The following is a 14291-nucleotide window of genomic DNA, read 5'->3' as shown; positions in this document are numbered from 1 at the left end:
ACATAGCTGGAGTCCTTCATGGCACGCGTAACTGTTCAAGACGCCGTTGAAAAAATTGGTAACCGCTTCGATCTCGTTCTGGTTGCGGCTCGCCGCGCCCGTCAAATGCAAACGGGTGGCAAAGATGCCCTCGTCGCAGAAGAAAACGACAAGTACACAGTGATCTCTTTGCGTGAAGTTGAAGAAGGACTGATCAACAAAGAAGTCCTCGACGCGCGTGAGCGTCAGGAAAAGCAAGAGCAAGAAGCCGCTGAAATGGCCGCGGTAAGCACCATTTCGGGTCAACGTTAAACGCTGCATTTATCAGGGACAGGCCGTTTGTATCTATTTGATAGCCTGAAAGAAGTTGCTAGCCAGTATTTGCCGGAGTCACAGCTTGAAGCGCTTCGGCAAGCCTACCTAGTAGCCAGGGATGCCCACGACGGGCAAACTCGCTCAACCGGCGAACCTTATATCATTCACCCCATCGCGGTGGCACGGATCTTGGCGGAAATGCGCTTGGACTGTGAAACCCTGATGGCGGCATTGCTGCATGATGTCATTGAGGACACTGAGGTGACCAAAGACGATCTGCAGCAACGCTTTGGTGATGTGGTGGCTGACTTGGTCGACGGCGTCTCTAAGCTTGATAAGCTTAAATTTCGCGACCGTAAAGAAGCCCAAGCCGAGAACTTTCGCAAAATGGTCATGGCGATGGCCCATGACATTCGCGTGATCCTGATAAAATTGAGTGACCGCACCCACAATATGCGTACCTTGGGCGCCCTCCGCCCAGACAAAAAACGCCGTATTGCCCGTGAAACGCTAGAAATCTTCGCCCCTCTCGCCCACCGCTTGGGTATCCATAATATAAAGGTGGAGCTTGAAGAGCTCGGCTTTGAGGCCTTGTACCCCAATCGCTACCGCGTCCTTAAAAAGGTGATCGCGCAAGCGCGGGGCAATCGCAAAGAGATGATCCAAAAAATCCATGCGGAAATTGAAGGTCGTTTGGAAGATGCCGGGATTAACGCCCGTGTGCTGGGCCGAGAGAAAAATCTCTACTCCATCTATAACAAGATGAAGAATAAAGAGCAGCGTTTCCATACCATCATGGATTTATACGCGTTTCGAGTGATTGTGGGTGATCTTGATACCTGCTATCGCGTGCTAGGGCAAATGCATAACTTGTATAAGCCACGCCCGGGCCGGCTCAAAGACTATATCGCGGTGCCTAAAGCCAACGGGTATCAATCACTGCACACCTCTATGATTGGCCCACATGGTGTCCCGGTGGAAGTACAAATTCGTACCGAAGACATGGATCAAATGGCCGACAAAGGGGTCGCGGCACACTGGGCGTATAAAAGCGGTGCCGACAGGCCCTCTGGCACCACCGCACAGAAACGGGCGCAGCGCTGGATGCAAAACATTATTGAGCTCCAACAAAGTGCCGGTAGCTCGTTTGAATTTATTGAGAGCGTCAAATCGGATCTCTTCCCCGATGAGCTGTACGTCTTTACCCCCAAAGGGCGGATTGTCGAGCTCCCTGTCGATGCCACCGCGGTCGACTTTGCCTATGCCGTCCATACCGATGTGGGCAATACCTGTGTCGGGGCGCGGGTTAATCGTCAACCTTACCCGCTAAGTCAACCGCTCAAAAATGGTCAAACAGTAGAGATTATCACCGCACCCGGCGCGCGCCCCAACGCGGCTTGGCTTAACTATGTAGTGACCGCGCGGGCCCGGACGAAAATTCGTCAAGTGCTGAAAACCATGCGCCGTGAAGAGTCGGTGACCTTAGGGCGTCGTCTGCTCAATCATGCGCTTGGAGAGCAAAACCTGCCGGATATCAACCCTGAGCGGGTTGAGGCAGTACTGAGTGACTTAAAGCTGAAAACCAGCGACGACTTACTGGCGTCGATTGGCCTTGGCGAACTCATGAGCGTAGTGATCGCACGTCGCTTGCTAGATCAAGACCCGGCGGCCCCCACCGAGGGCAAAATGCCTATCCGTGGTGCCGATGGTATCTTGGTCACCTATGCCAATTGCTGTCGCCCAATCCCAGGTGACCCGATCATTGCCCATGTCAGCCCAGGTAAAGGCTTGGTTATCCACCGTGAAACCTGTGCTAACATCCGCGGCCACCGCCAAGAGCCGGATAAATATATGCCGGTCGAGTGGGCGGACGATTTTGAACAAGAGTTCAGCACACGGGTGCGTGTGGATATGCAAAACCATCAAGGGGCGCTGGCAGATTTAACCAATACCATTGCATCAACCGGCTCCAATATCCAAGGGCTAACCACCGAAGAGCGCGATGGCCGCTTGTACACTATCTTTGTTCGCCTAACGACCAAAGACAGAGTGCACCTAGCCAATATCATGCGCCGCCTGCGGGTGATGCCTAACGTGGTGAAGGTTAGCCGCCAGAAAAACTGATCGCCTCAATACACTATTGCCCGTCGCCCGTCCTTTTTGGCGGGCGCATTTGTTTTTCGTCTGCCATTTACGGAATTGAATCATGACCCCTGAACGCTTTGAACGCATTCATCAGGTCTTGGCCCAACGCCAGCCTGATCTCACTGTCTGCATGGAGCAAGTTCATAAACCCAATAATATTTCCGCTATCATTCGCACCGCCGACGCTGTGGGGATTCATCGCATGCATGCCGTGTGGCCAGAAGGCACCAAGATGCGCACCCTCGGGGGCACATCGGCCGGTTCACGCAACTGGATAGATGTGGTGACTCACAACACCACGGAAGAAGCGTTTGATACCATGCAAGCCCAAGGGATGCAGGTGTTAGTCACCAACTTATCGGATACCGCGGTCGATTTTCGCGAGATTGACTACACCCGTCCGACTGCCATCGTGCTGGGGCAAGAAAAACAAGGCATCAGTCGCGAAGCACTGGATAAAGCAGACCAAGACATCCTCATTCCTATGGTGGGTATGGTACAGTCACTTAATGTGTCAGTGGCCAGTGCCTTGATTTTGTACGAAGCACAGCGCCAGCGCCAAGCGGCTGGCATGTATCAACAGGATAAAACCCGCTTACCCGAACACGAAGTCCACCACATTTTGTTCGAGCGCGGCCATCCGGTACTTGCCCGGGTGGCAAAACAAAAAGGTTTGCCTTATCCGCCTTTAGATGAACATGGTCAAATCGTGGCGGACGAGGCGTGGTGGGCACAGATGCAAGCGGCTAAACACGCACGGTAGTCATGTACAATAGCCAGCGCTAACCAAATAGAGAAACGGATGCGATCTTCCATGCTGAGTGCCGTTACTGTCGATACCTTAAGCGGTGTTGGCAATAAGATGGCAGAAAAACTGGCAAAAGTTGGCCTGCATACAGTGCAGGACGTGTTGTTTCACCTGCCTTATCGCTATGAAGATCGTACCCGTGTCTGGCCGGTCGCTAGCCTCTTACCTGGCCAACATGCGACTATCGAAGGTGAGATCACCCACAACGATACCGTATTTGGTCGCCGCCGGATGCTCACCGTCCGGGTGCAAGATGGCAGCGGCGCGTTAACACTACGGTTTTTCAATTTTAATGCCGCGATGAAAAACAGTTTAGCGGTCGGCAAGCAAGTGAAAGCCTACGGCGAACTCAAACGCGGAAAGCACGGGCTGGAGATCATTCACCCCGAGTATCAGGTGTTTTCTGAGCCCACCGAATTGGTGATGGAAGAAACCCTGACCCCCGTGTATCCCACCACGGAGGGGCTGCGCCAAGCGACCCTGCGCAGCCTGACCGATCAAACGCTGGCGTTGCTGGATAAAAGTGGCGTCGACGAGCTGCTGCCCGAAGGCTTGTACGATCGACAACTCTCATTGCGCGAGGCGTTGCACCTATTACATCGCCCACCGCCAGATACCGCGCTAGAGGATCTATTAACCGGTCAACATCCCGCTCAGCGGCGCTTAATCATTGAAGAGCTCCTTGCCCAGCACCTGTCGATGCTGTCTGTGCGCCACCAGGCACAGCAAGTGAAAGGGTTTGCACTCGCGCCCAGTCAGTCACTGGGACAGCGTCTTTTAGATAACCTGCCTTTCACTCCCACCGGCGCACAAACCCGAGTGGTGAGCGAGATCAGTACCGATTTAGCCAAACCATTTCCAATGATGCGCCTCGTGCAAGGGGATGTCGGCGCGGGTAAGACCTTGGTGGCCGTCCTCGCCGCCTTGCAAGCGATTGAGCAAGGCCATCAAGTGGCATTGATGGCACCGACCGAGCTCTTGGCCGAGCAACACGCCACCAACTTTGCCCAGTGGCTTGAGCCATTGGGAATTCAGGTTGGTTGGCTGGCTGGCAAGTTAAAAGGAAAAGCACGCGAAGACACCCTGGCACAAGTTGCAGATGGCAAAACACAAATGGTGGTCGGTACTCATGCGTTATTTCAAGCCAGTGTCCGGTTCCACCGCTTAGCACTGGTGATTATTGATGAGCAACACCGCTTTGGCGTTCATCAGCGTCTTGCGCTGCGTGAAAAAGGCGAGCAACAAGGTGCGCATCCACACCAGTTGATCATGACCGCGACCCCCATTCCTCGTACCTTGGCGATGACCGCCTATGCCGATTTAGAAACCTCAGTGATTGATGAGTTACCCCCAGGTCGTACCCCCATTCAAACCGTTGCCGTCCCCGACACCCGCCGTGACGATATCATCGCCCGCGTCAGTGCCGCCTGTGCCGCCGGTCGACAAGCGTATTGGGTATGCACCTTGATTGAAGAGTCCGACGCCTTAGAAGCGCAAGCCGCCGAAGACACGGCCACCGCACTCAAAGACGCCCTACCCAACCTGGAAATTGGTTTGGTTCACGGGCGAATGAAAGCGACGGACAAGCAAGCGGTGATGGACGCTTTTAAGCAAGGCGAACTGCAGTTATTGGTAGCGACCACTGTGATTGAAGTGGGAGTCGATGTGCCCAATGCCAGTTTAATGATCATTGAAAACCCAGAACGGCTGGGGCTCGCACAGTTGCACCAGTTACGTGGCCGTGTCGGCCGAGGCGCAGTCGCCAGTCATTGTGTGCTGCTGTACCATGCACCCTTATCTAAAACCGCGAGTCAGCGGCTTGGGGTACTGCGCGACAGTAATGATGGCTTTGTTATCGCCCAGCGCGATCTCGAAATCCGCGGGCCGGGTGAACTATTGGGGACTCGGCAAACGGGCTTGGCCGAATTTAAAATCGCCGACTTGGTGAGAGACCAAGCGCTGATCCCTGAAGTACAAAAACTGGCGACCCATATCCATCAACATTACCCACAACATGCGGATGCGATTATTCTCCGCTGGCTGGGGCATAAAACCCATTACTCCAACGCCTGATCACCGCTATAACGCTCCCAATGGGTCATGATCAGCGCCATGGCTTCTGACTTACTGTAGCCTGCTTCGCTGGTCGCATGAATAAATTGCGCCAGCGTTGCTTCAACATATTGCAAACGCTGCTCGGGCTCAGCCGGGCGCATGGTTTCACTCACCTGCATGCCCACACCGGGCAAGCGCTCCAGCCAGCCCTCGTCGGCCAACTGTTGATAGCTGCGCGACACCGTCATTGGGTTCATCGCCAATGTTTTGGCCAGTTGCCGCACCGAGGGAAGGCGCGCGCCGGGGTAGAGGGTGCCGCTGGCAATTTGCCGTTGAATTTGATCAATCAGCTGCTGAAATTTAGGCGTCGGATCCTGACTGTCTAGCGATAAACGCATAGCCTTTTCCCAGTGTATTGAATCTCTATGACAGTATGGCCTAACGCCCGCATTCCGCGACTTCCGCCGCTAAAAACGTGGTCACACGCACACGAGGGGTTATTTTTTATTGCCCACGGGAAACGTCATTTGAATTCTCAGCCCGCCTTCAGTACGTGAAGAAAGACGAATATCACCATGGAGCTGTTCCACAATGCGTTTGACGATAGCCAGCCCTAAGCCTGTCCCTTCACTACCGCGTGCGGTGTCGCCGCGTGTAAAGGGTTGAAATAGCGAGTTTTCTAAGTTGGCATCGATCCCCGGGCCATTGTCTTCCACTTCCACCCACTGATAGGTGTGATCGGCATTGCTGCCACAGCCGAGACGGACCCAACCGTGTCCATAACGCACCGCATTGACCACCAGGTTGGTCACCGCACGCTTTAAGGCCACCGAGTTGGCAAATAACTCTCCGTGCAACGCCCCTAAATCGAGTTCAATATCGACACCGACTTGCTGCTGATTACTCGCCACATCTCGGCAAATACTGGCTAAATCAACCGGATCAGGATCTTGTTGCTGCACCGCGCGCAAGTAGTCCATAAATTGGTTGATGATTTCATTACACTCTTCGGTATCTTCGGTAATGCTATCGGCCAAGTAGGCATCATCTGATGACATCATTTCAGTCGCAAGGCGAATGCGCGTCAGTGGCGTGCGCAAATCATGGCTCACCCCGGCCATCAGCAAAGCGCGGTCTTCTTCGAGTTTGCGTATGCCGGCCGACATCTTATTAAACGCCACCGTCACCGCCTGAATTTCCGACGCCCCTCGCGGGGGGACAGGATCGGGAAAACGGCCATCCGCCACATCTAACGCCGCCCGCTCAAGAGCCACGAGTGGACGGTTTTGCATCTTGATAAATAGCCACCCGCCCGCAATCACCAACAGGGCAATCACCAAGCTGTATTGAAACAAAGGCGCGAAGTCGTCTTGATGCAGTTCCGATAGCGGGATCCGCATTAAAAAGTCGTCAATCTGGTCAAACTTCAGCCATAGCACATAACTGTCTTCGCCACTGACCAAGCGTACTTCGGTTTGCGTGCCCAGCTCTTTGCTGATGTGCTCGCTTAAGTAATCAATCTCCATCGCGTCTTTAAACGCCGCCGCTTGGTCACTGTTGGGCGCATGCAAGGTGACACCAATCTGCTCCAATAGCTGCCGCCGCACAGGTTCACCAAGGTGAAGGACTTCACCATCCTTAAGATACCAGTCTTCCTCCAGCATCAGGCGTACTTCGAACGCCAAGATTTTGTTGAACTGCTGCAAGCTGGGCAGTAAGGCATAATTGACGATGGTCAGATAAGAAAAAACTTGGCTGGCAATTAATAAGCCAGCCAAGATAAACAAGGTACGCGCAAAGTTAGTCCGCGGTGACATCCGCATCGCTACACCTCTCCATCCGGAACGAACACGTAGCCGAGCCCCCATACGGTTTGAATGTAACGCGGTTTGCTCGGGTCTTCCTCTATCATGCGGCGCAACCGCGAAATTTGCACATCAATCGAGCGCTCCATAGCCGAATACTCACGGCCACGCGCCATGTTCATCAGCTTATCACGTGACAAAGGCTCTCGCGCATTGGTCACCAAGGCTTTAAGCACCGCGAACTCGCCAGATGTAAGCGTCATGGGCTCATCATTGCGAAACATTTCTCGCGTGCCCAAGTTGAGGCGAAACTCGCCAAAGGTCACCGTGGTTGAGTCTGCACTCGGCGCGCCTGGCGCTTCAATGGTCTGCCGGCGCAATACCGCCCGTACCCGCGCCAATAGTTCACGCGGGTTAAAAGGCTTGGGCAAGTAATCATCGGCACCCACCTCTAAGCCAACAATGCGGTCAATCTCATCGCCCTTGGCGGTCAGCATCAAAATCGGCAACTGGTTATTCGCTTGACGCAAACGGCGACACACAGACAGGCCATCTTCACCTGGCAACATCAGATCCAGTACCATCAGGTGAAAGGCTTCACGCGCGAGTAAGCGATCCATTTGCTCGGCATTGGCCACACTGCGTACCTGAAAACCTTGCTCGGTCAGGTAGCGTTCCAGTAGCGAGCGCAGACGCATATCATCATCCACCACTAGAATTTTATAGTTCTCTTGCATGCTAAGCCCTCAATGCTGATCGTTGCCCGGCCATGGATTGACCGTCACTTATATCATACTGAATTTTGCCACAATTGAATGTCAGACCGCGTGTTTGTCTGTCACCACATGCGGAGTAAATTGTTACCGAGTGTTGCCTCGACAAGCTTGTCCGCTTCTTGTAGTTTCCTGAACAAGGTTATATCGCGCGACGCCGAATGGCTAGCGAAAGGAGAGGTAACGTGAAAACCAAATTGGTGACCCGAGAGGGGTTTAACGCGCTCAAAGCCGAGCACGATTACCTGTGGCACGAACGACGCCCAGAAGTGACCAAAATTGTCAGCTGGGCCGCCAGTTTAGGTGATCGCTCAGAAAACGCTGACTACACCTACAATAAGCGGCTGTTACGTCAAATTGACCGTCGCGTCCGTTATCTGCGCAAGCGCCTCAATGACTTAACCATTGTTGATTACGCGCCAGAACAAGAAGGGCGGGTCTTTTTTGGCGCCTGGGTGGAAATAGAAAACGAGGCCGGCGACACCAAGCAATTTCGAATCGTTGGCCCTGATGAGATTTATGAACGCAAAGATTACATTTCTATCGATGCCCCTATGGCGCGGGCGCTATTAAAAAAAGCCGTTGATGACGAAGTGGTGGTCTCAACCCCTGAAGGTGAAAAGCAGTGGTTTGTGAATACCATTACCTACCCAAAGCCCAATGACACCGACGCTAAGTAATCACGGAGGGAACCTTCGCCTCCATCGCGGTCAAAAATGCTATCCCTTGGCAGGGTATCCCCTGCCGTGCTTGTAGAGAAAAGGAAACACATGCACACATCCATTACGCAAACCCTGGCGCACGAACTCAATGTCGCACCAGGTCAAGTTAAGACAGCGGTTGAGCTGCTTGACGATGGTAACACTGTCCCTTTTATCGCTCGCTATCGTAAAGAAGCGACCCAGGGCCTGGATGACTCGCAGTTGCGTACCCTAGAAACGCGATTGGTCTATCTTCGCGAATTGGATGCCCGGCGCGACACCATCCTCAAATCGATTGACGAACAAGGCAAACTCACCGAGAGCCTGCGCCGCGATATTCTCGCCGCGGAGAGTAAAAACCGCCTAGAAGATCTCTATCTGCCTTACAAACCCAAGCGCCGAACCAAAGGACAGATCGCGATTGAAGCCGGCCTCGCCCCCTTGGCCGACACCTTATGGCAAGATGCCTCGCACGACCCTGACACGCTTGCCGAACAATACATCAATGCTGAAAAGGGCGTCGCCGATACCAAAGCGGCACTCGAGGGGGCCCGCGCCATCATGATGGAACGCCTCGCTGAGGATGCGAGCTTACTTGAGGCGCTGCGCCAATACCTTAAGCAATATGCGGTGCTACGCGCCACTGTGATTGCGGGTCAGGAAGAGAAAGGGGCAAAGTTCAAAGACTACTTTGCCCACCAAGAGCCGATTGCCAAAGTGCCCTCTCACCGCGCGCTGGCGATGCTACGTGGTCGCAATGAAGGCGTACTGCAGCTGGCGCTGGTTGCCGATCCCGACCAAGCACCAGACAGCAAGCAAAGCGTATGCGAAACCATGATTGCTCAGCATTACCAGCTGTCTTTAGGCACCGCACCGGCTGACCGTTGGCGCAAGCAGGTGATTGCCTTTGCGTGGCGGGTAAAAATCTTGATGCACCTCGAGACAGAGTTCATGGCCAATCTGAAAGAGCGCGCGGAAAATGATGCCATTGATGTGTTTGCGGCGAACTTAAAAGATGTATTGATGGCTGCACCGGCTGGCCCTCGCTGCACCATGGGGATAGACCCAGGCCTACGTACCGGCTGTAAAGTGGCGGTGGTGGATGGCACGGGCAAACTGCTCGACACCGCCACGATTTATCCCACCGCGCCTAAACACGATATTGAAGGGGCAAGCAAAACCCTGCGCCGTTTTATTGATCGCCATGGCGTGAACTTGATTGCCGTCGGCAATGGCACCGCCTCGCGTGAAACGGAACACTTTGTCACCACCATGCTCAAGCAAGCCGACTTAAGCATTCAAACCGTGATGGTCAGTGAAGCCGGTGCCTCGGTTTATTCGGCGTCAGAGCTGGCAGCCAATGAATTTCCCGATCTCGATGTCTCGCTACGTGGCGCGGTTTCCATTGTCCGTCGCTTGCAAGACCCCCTCGCCGAGCTGGTTAAAATTGATCCTAAATCGATTGGCGTCGGTCAGTATCAGCACGATGTCTCTCAAAGTCAGCTTGCCAAAAAGCTCGATGCCGTGGTGGAAGACTGTGTGAACGCCGTGGGGGTTGATTTAAATATCGCGTCCGCACCACTGCTCACCCGGGTGGCAGGCCTTAGCCAAACCATGGCACAAAACATTGTTGCCTTTCGCGACGAAAATGGCCGATTTGGCGATCGTAAAACCCTGCTGAAAGTGCCGCGCCTTGGCCCGAAGGCCTATGAGCAATGCGCTGGCTTTTTACGGGTGATGGATGGCGCTAACCCGCTGGATCGCTCAGGTGTCCACCCAGAAACCTACCCTTTAGTTAAACAAATCGCCCAAAAGACTGGCAAAGCCATCGATGCCTTGGTGGGCAATGCGGGTATGCTACAAAGCTTAAACGCAAGCGATTATGCCACCGAGACCTTTGGACAGATCACGGTCACCGACGTACTGAACGAGCTGGTCAAGCCGGGCCGCGATCCGCGTCCTGAGTTTAAAACCGCCACCTTTGCCGAGGGCGTGAATCAGATCAGTGACTTAAAACCAGGTATGCAACTCGAAGGCGTGGTCACTAACGTCACGCACTTTGGCGCATTCGTCGATATCGGCGTCCACCAAGATGGCCTCGTGCACATCTCCGCGCTATCAAACCGCTTTATTAGCGATCCCCGCGACGTGGTGAAAGCCGGTGATGTGGTGAAAGTGAAAGTCATGGAGGTGGATGCGCCGCGCAAACGCATTGGGTTATCGATGCGCCTTGACGATACCCCAGCCGCCAGCGAAACCACAGTTGCCGCCCCTAAGCAGCGTGAGAAAAGTCCGAAAAAGCGCCAGGAAAAACCCGCCACAATGGGCAGCATGGCGGATGCCTTTGCCCGCGCCAAGCGCTCTTAGCCAAGCAAAAAGCCCCGCGATAATACGCGGGGCTTTGACGTCAATCGGCTCAACGGAAAGCGCTTAAATCACGATCAGCACTTCTGAGGGCATATTCGCCACGGTCGCTTGCTGATAACGCATGGCGACGACTGCACGCGTTTGCTCGAACCTTTTCAGCTCTTCCACTTTTTCAAGCACTTCTTCCGGCATTTTCAACCCCAGCGGGTAGCCGTTGTCTTTACGTGCTTGCTCTCCAGGCTCGGTACGTGCCATGGCGTCGACACGACCGGCAATGTTCGCCCCATCGTAATCAGCGTCAGACAAAGACTCGCGACTGTAGTCGAGCGAATAGTTAGGGTGCTGTGACGGATCCCAAGATGAGCGGCCGAGCTGCTTGCCTTGATCGGTGGCCGCTTTGCCGTGTTCTGGCTCTGGGGCTTGCTTGGTGGGGACGATTTTTTCGCGCATGCGATTGTCCCGCGCAACTTGCTCGGTTGGCGGATTCACCGATGGCGCGACAGTTGGGATACTGACGCTTGCTGGCGATATATTCATCTGATGCTACCTCCCAACATCAGCTGAAGGCCTAATTGTCAGTGCGGCCTCATCTCCTTATAGTTTAGACGACAACCGCGAGTATGGTGCCTATTGTGCCCAACGCAGACAAAAATTGTCCCGCACTATAGGCCGTATCATCGTTTTCTTTCACTTTTTCCGGGTGGTCCATGCCCAACGCACCATAGGTAAAGGATTCAACCGATGATTTCTCTTCTGGCTTTTTAACACCTTCAGCGTTTTTCGCTGCTTTCACATCTTTGCTTTCTTTTGCTGCCTCAGCAGCAGAAAGCTTTTCAACAGGCTTCGCTTCTTTCGTATCTTTGGCCGCGTTGTCCGCATTTTGTTGCGGCTGTGTCGGCGCTTTTGGCTTCATCGTTTGTTGATGATACGCCTGAGACTGCCCAACGTTACCTACGTTCATTATGGTCTCTCCTAATGTCAGAGCAAGTGACATAGTTAACTTATCGGCAGAACCATGACAGGATTTAGTCAATTCTACCAAAAAACGATCCGCGCACACTATTTGGGCGGCAAGTTTTTGCCTAAAAAGGCAAGTAGCTTGTCCACCACTTCGTCAGGCTCCGTCACAAAGGGGGCATGAGCACTGTGTGCTAATACCTCGCATTGTGAGTGAGGCGCCAACGCAGACACCGCTTCCGCCACCGACGCAGGCACCAAACCGTCTAGCCGCCCGTATAACCGCAACCAAGGCACAGTGATCGCCTCACACTGTTGGCGAAGATCCGTGGTTGCCAGCATCGACAATCCATCTGCCAAAGCACGAGGGTCGGGCGCCGGCCGCGAAAACACCGCTTGTTTGAGCGCTTTCACATCTTTTCTCGCCGTGGGTGATCCCATGGCTTGCAGCGCCATGAAGCGCTCCACCGTTTGCGAAAAATCACGCTCAAGTTGGTCGGCAAAGTCGGTCAATACTGCCGGCTTGATTCCGCGCCATCCTGGCTCTGCAACAAACTTGGGTGAACTGGCCACGGTGACTAAACCACTCATACGCTGTGGCGATAAGTATGCCGCCTGTGTGGCGACTAACCCGCCCAGCGACCAACCGATCCAAGTTGCATGCGCTGGTGATTCTTTAAGCAACAGTTGTGCCAGTTTCTCTATATTAAGATCCGGTTGGTGGGCGCTGTGGCCGAAACCTGGTAGGTCAACACAGTGAACACGGTAATGCGCGGTCAGGTAAGGCAGTAACAGCGACCAAACAGCACTGTTCATCCCCCAGCCGTGAATGAGAACCAGATCGGGGCCTTGACCATAAGATTGCCAATCACATAACGCCATGCTTTACACTGCCTTGGTTGCTTTTCAATCAAGGTGCCTATGATACCAGCAATCAACCCACGGCGCTTGACGCGTTGGCTGACCCATTGGAGAGGCAAGATCTTGCCCTTGCAATGCCCTGTTTGCCACTTATCACTGGCGACCACGTCGGTGGGGGCCACACAGGCTTTGTGTTGCGACGCATGCTGGGACGCCCACTATCAATATCATCTTTGCCAGTGTTGCGGTTTGCCGGTGACCGACTCCCAAGCGCGATGCGGTGCCTGCCTGAGCCACCCACCGGCGTGGGATCACCTGTTTGCCATCAGCGCTTACCATGATCCCTTGCCGCAACTTGTCCATGCATTCAAATACCAGCAGGCCTTCGAGTTGGCCTTGCCCTTTGCACGTCAGTTAAGCGAGCGTATCCTTCACCCCGCTCCCGTGCTGCTTCCTGTCCCTCTCCATTGGCGGCGTCGCTGGCAACGCGGCTTTAATCAAAGTGTGCATTTAGCTTGGGCGCTGGCCGACCACCTTGATACTCAAGTTGTCGATAACGTTTTAGTCCGACATCGCCATACTGCGCCACAACAGGGTTTAAGCCGACAGGCGCGGCTCTCTAATCTGAAACATGCGTTTGCGATCAGGGGCGAGCTGCCAAGTTCTCATGTGGCGATTGTTGATGATGTGGTCACGACTGGACAAACGGTGTCACAACTGTGCCGGTTATTACGCCGTGCGGGAGCAGAAACGATCGATATTTACTGTTTGGCACGTACCGATCTACCCTAACGGAAAGCGTGCTATCCATGCTCATAAAGTAGCCACATGCTTCAAGGGGTGATAGCCAACGCAAACCGGAGTACACTGTATAAAACACACTGGATTAGTCAGGTATTTGTCGTGTCAGAAGTCAATATTTCAGAAAATGCACAAAGCCACTTTGTGAAGCTGCTTGAGCAGCAGCCCGAGGGCACCAATATTCGCGTGTTTGTGGTTAACCCAGGCACGCCAAACGCCGAGTGCGGTGTTTCTTATTGCCCACCCGAAGCGATAGAAAGCAGCGATACCGAACTTAAGTTCAACGGCTTTTCTGCCTTTATCGATGAGATGAGCCTGCCATTTTTAGACGAAGCGGAAATCGACTTTGTCACCGATAAAATGGGTTCACAGCTGACGCTGAAAGCACCGAATGCGAAGATGCGTAAAGTCGCCTCCGATGCCCCCTTGATGGAGCGGGTTGATTACGTGATTCAAAGCCAAGTTAACCCACAGCTTGCCAGCCATGGCGGCCATGTGAACTTGATTGAAATCACCGATGATGCGGTTGCGATTTTGCAATTCGGTGGCGGCTGTAATGGCTGCTCGATGGTGGACGTTACCCTAAAAGAAGGGATTGAAAAGCAGTTGCTGGCTGAGTTTAGCGGCGAGTTAAACGGCGTGCGTGATGTAACTGAGCATGCCCGTGGCGATCACTCTTACTACTGAGACGCTGTCCCCTCCATCGCAAAAACAGGCCAAATGG

General features: G+C 53.7%; 14 protein-coding genes. 8 read left to right on the top strand and 6 right to left on the bottom strand.

Features of this window, described 5'->3' with window-relative positions; all coding sequences use genetic code 11:
* Positions 1 to 18 precede the first annotated feature (18 nt).
* The 4 genes from rpoZ to recG all read left to right on the top strand — a co-directional run bounded on the left by rpoZ (position 19) and on the right by recG (position 5320).
* Positions 19 to 291 (top strand): DNA-directed RNA polymerase subunit omega, encoded by a 273-nt coding sequence (gene rpoZ / locus BZG73_RS01715; RefSeq protein WP_046074663.1) that lies wholly within the window; start codon positions 19 to 21, stop codon positions 289 to 291.
* 27 nt (positions 292 to 318) lie between these two features.
* Positions 319 to 2418 carry a bifunctional GTP diphosphokinase/guanosine-3',5'-bis pyrophosphate 3'-pyrophosphohydrolase gene (spoT, locus tag BZG73_RS01710; protein ID WP_046074662.1) on the top strand — a complete coding sequence of 700 codons (2100 nt, stop codon included), beginning with the start codon at positions 319 to 321 and terminating at the stop codon, positions 2416 to 2418.
* Between the two features lie 82 nt (positions 2419 to 2500).
* A complete protein-coding gene (gene trmH / locus BZG73_RS01705; protein ID WP_077666395.1) occupies positions 2501 to 3202 on the top strand; it encodes a tRNA (guanosine(18)-2'-O)-methyltransferase TrmH in 702 nt (233 codons plus the stop codon).
* 39 nt (positions 3203 to 3241) lie between these two features.
* Positions 3242 to 5320: an ATP-dependent DNA helicase RecG gene (recG, locus tag BZG73_RS01700; RefSeq protein ID WP_077667409.1), complete on the top strand. Its 2079-nt coding sequence runs from the start codon at positions 3242 to 3244 to the stop codon at positions 5318 to 5320.
* Here recG and BZG73_RS01695 read toward each other — a convergent pair.
* The 3 genes from BZG73_RS01695 to ompR form a co-directional block, all read right to left on the bottom strand.
* On the bottom strand, positions 5305 to 5700 hold the full coding sequence (locus BZG73_RS01695; RefSeq protein ID WP_077667408.1) for a GntR family transcriptional regulator: 396 nt from the start codon (positions 5698 to 5700) through the stop codon (positions 5305 to 5307). The genes recG and BZG73_RS01695 overlap by 16 nt on opposite strands.
* A 99-nt stretch (positions 5701 to 5799) precedes the next feature.
* A complete protein-coding gene (envZ, locus tag BZG73_RS01690) occupies positions 5800 to 7125 on the bottom strand; it encodes a two-component system sensor histidine kinase EnvZ (RefSeq protein WP_077578188.1) in 1326 nt (441 codons plus the stop codon).
* A 2-nt stretch (positions 7126 to 7127) separates the two neighbouring features.
* On the bottom strand, positions 7128 to 7844 hold the full coding sequence (ompR, locus tag BZG73_RS01685) for an osmolarity response regulator transcription factor OmpR (RefSeq protein WP_046074657.1): 717 nt from the start codon (positions 7842 to 7844) through the stop codon (positions 7128 to 7130).
* A 221-nt stretch (positions 7845 to 8065) separates the two neighbouring features.
* Between ompR and greB the strand changes: the two genes are divergently transcribed.
* On the top strand, positions 8066 to 8560 hold the full coding sequence (gene greB / locus BZG73_RS01680; RefSeq protein ID WP_077667407.1) for a transcription elongation factor GreB: 495 nt from the start codon (positions 8066 to 8068) through the stop codon (positions 8558 to 8560).
* Positions 8561 to 8650: 90 nt separating this feature from the next.
* Positions 8651 to 10948: a Tex family protein gene (locus BZG73_RS01675; protein WP_077667406.1), complete on the top strand. Its 2298-nt coding sequence runs from the start codon at positions 8651 to 8653 to the stop codon at positions 10946 to 10948.
* A gap of 63 nt (positions 10949 to 11011) precedes the next feature.
* On the opposite strand, the gene BZG73_RS01670 is transcribed toward BZG73_RS01675, so the two are convergent.
* The 3 genes from BZG73_RS01670 to bioH all read right to left on the bottom strand — a co-directional run bounded on the left by BZG73_RS01670 (position 11012) and on the right by bioH (position 12787).
* A complete protein-coding gene (locus tag BZG73_RS01670; protein WP_046074654.1) occupies positions 11012 to 11485 on the bottom strand; it encodes a hypothetical protein in 474 nt (157 codons plus the stop codon).
* A 64-nt stretch (positions 11486 to 11549) separates the two neighbouring features.
* On the bottom strand, positions 11550 to 11909 hold the full coding sequence (locus BZG73_RS01665) for a hypothetical protein (RefSeq protein WP_046074653.1): 360 nt from the start codon (positions 11907 to 11909) through the stop codon (positions 11550 to 11552).
* A gap of 98 nt (positions 11910 to 12007) precedes the next feature.
* Positions 12008 to 12787 (bottom strand): pimeloyl-ACP methyl ester esterase BioH, encoded by a 780-nt coding sequence (bioH, locus tag BZG73_RS01660; RefSeq protein ID WP_077667405.1) that lies wholly within the window; start codon positions 12785 to 12787, stop codon positions 12008 to 12010.
* Between the two features lie 39 nt (positions 12788 to 12826).
* On the opposite strand from bioH, the gene BZG73_RS01655 reads away from it, so the two are divergent.
* Entirely contained in the window at positions 12827 to 13558 is a 732-nt protein-coding gene (locus tag BZG73_RS01655; protein WP_077666391.1) for a ComF family protein, read from the top strand.
* A gap of 36 nt (positions 13559 to 13594) precedes the next feature.
* Positions 13595 to 14254, top strand: a complete 660-nt coding sequence (gene nfuA / locus BZG73_RS01650) for a Fe-S biogenesis protein NfuA (protein ID WP_152795962.1) — start codon at positions 13595 to 13597, stop codon at positions 14252 to 14254.
* Positions 14255 to 14291: the final 37 nt, after the last annotated feature.

This window comes from Salinivibrio siamensis, from assembly GCF_001996005.1.
Lineage (GTDB): Bacteria > Pseudomonadota > Gammaproteobacteria > Enterobacterales > Vibrionaceae > Salinivibrio > Salinivibrio siamensis.
The sequence above is the reverse complement of the archived record's forward strand: the minus strand, read 5'-3'. Positions and strand labels throughout refer to the sequence as shown.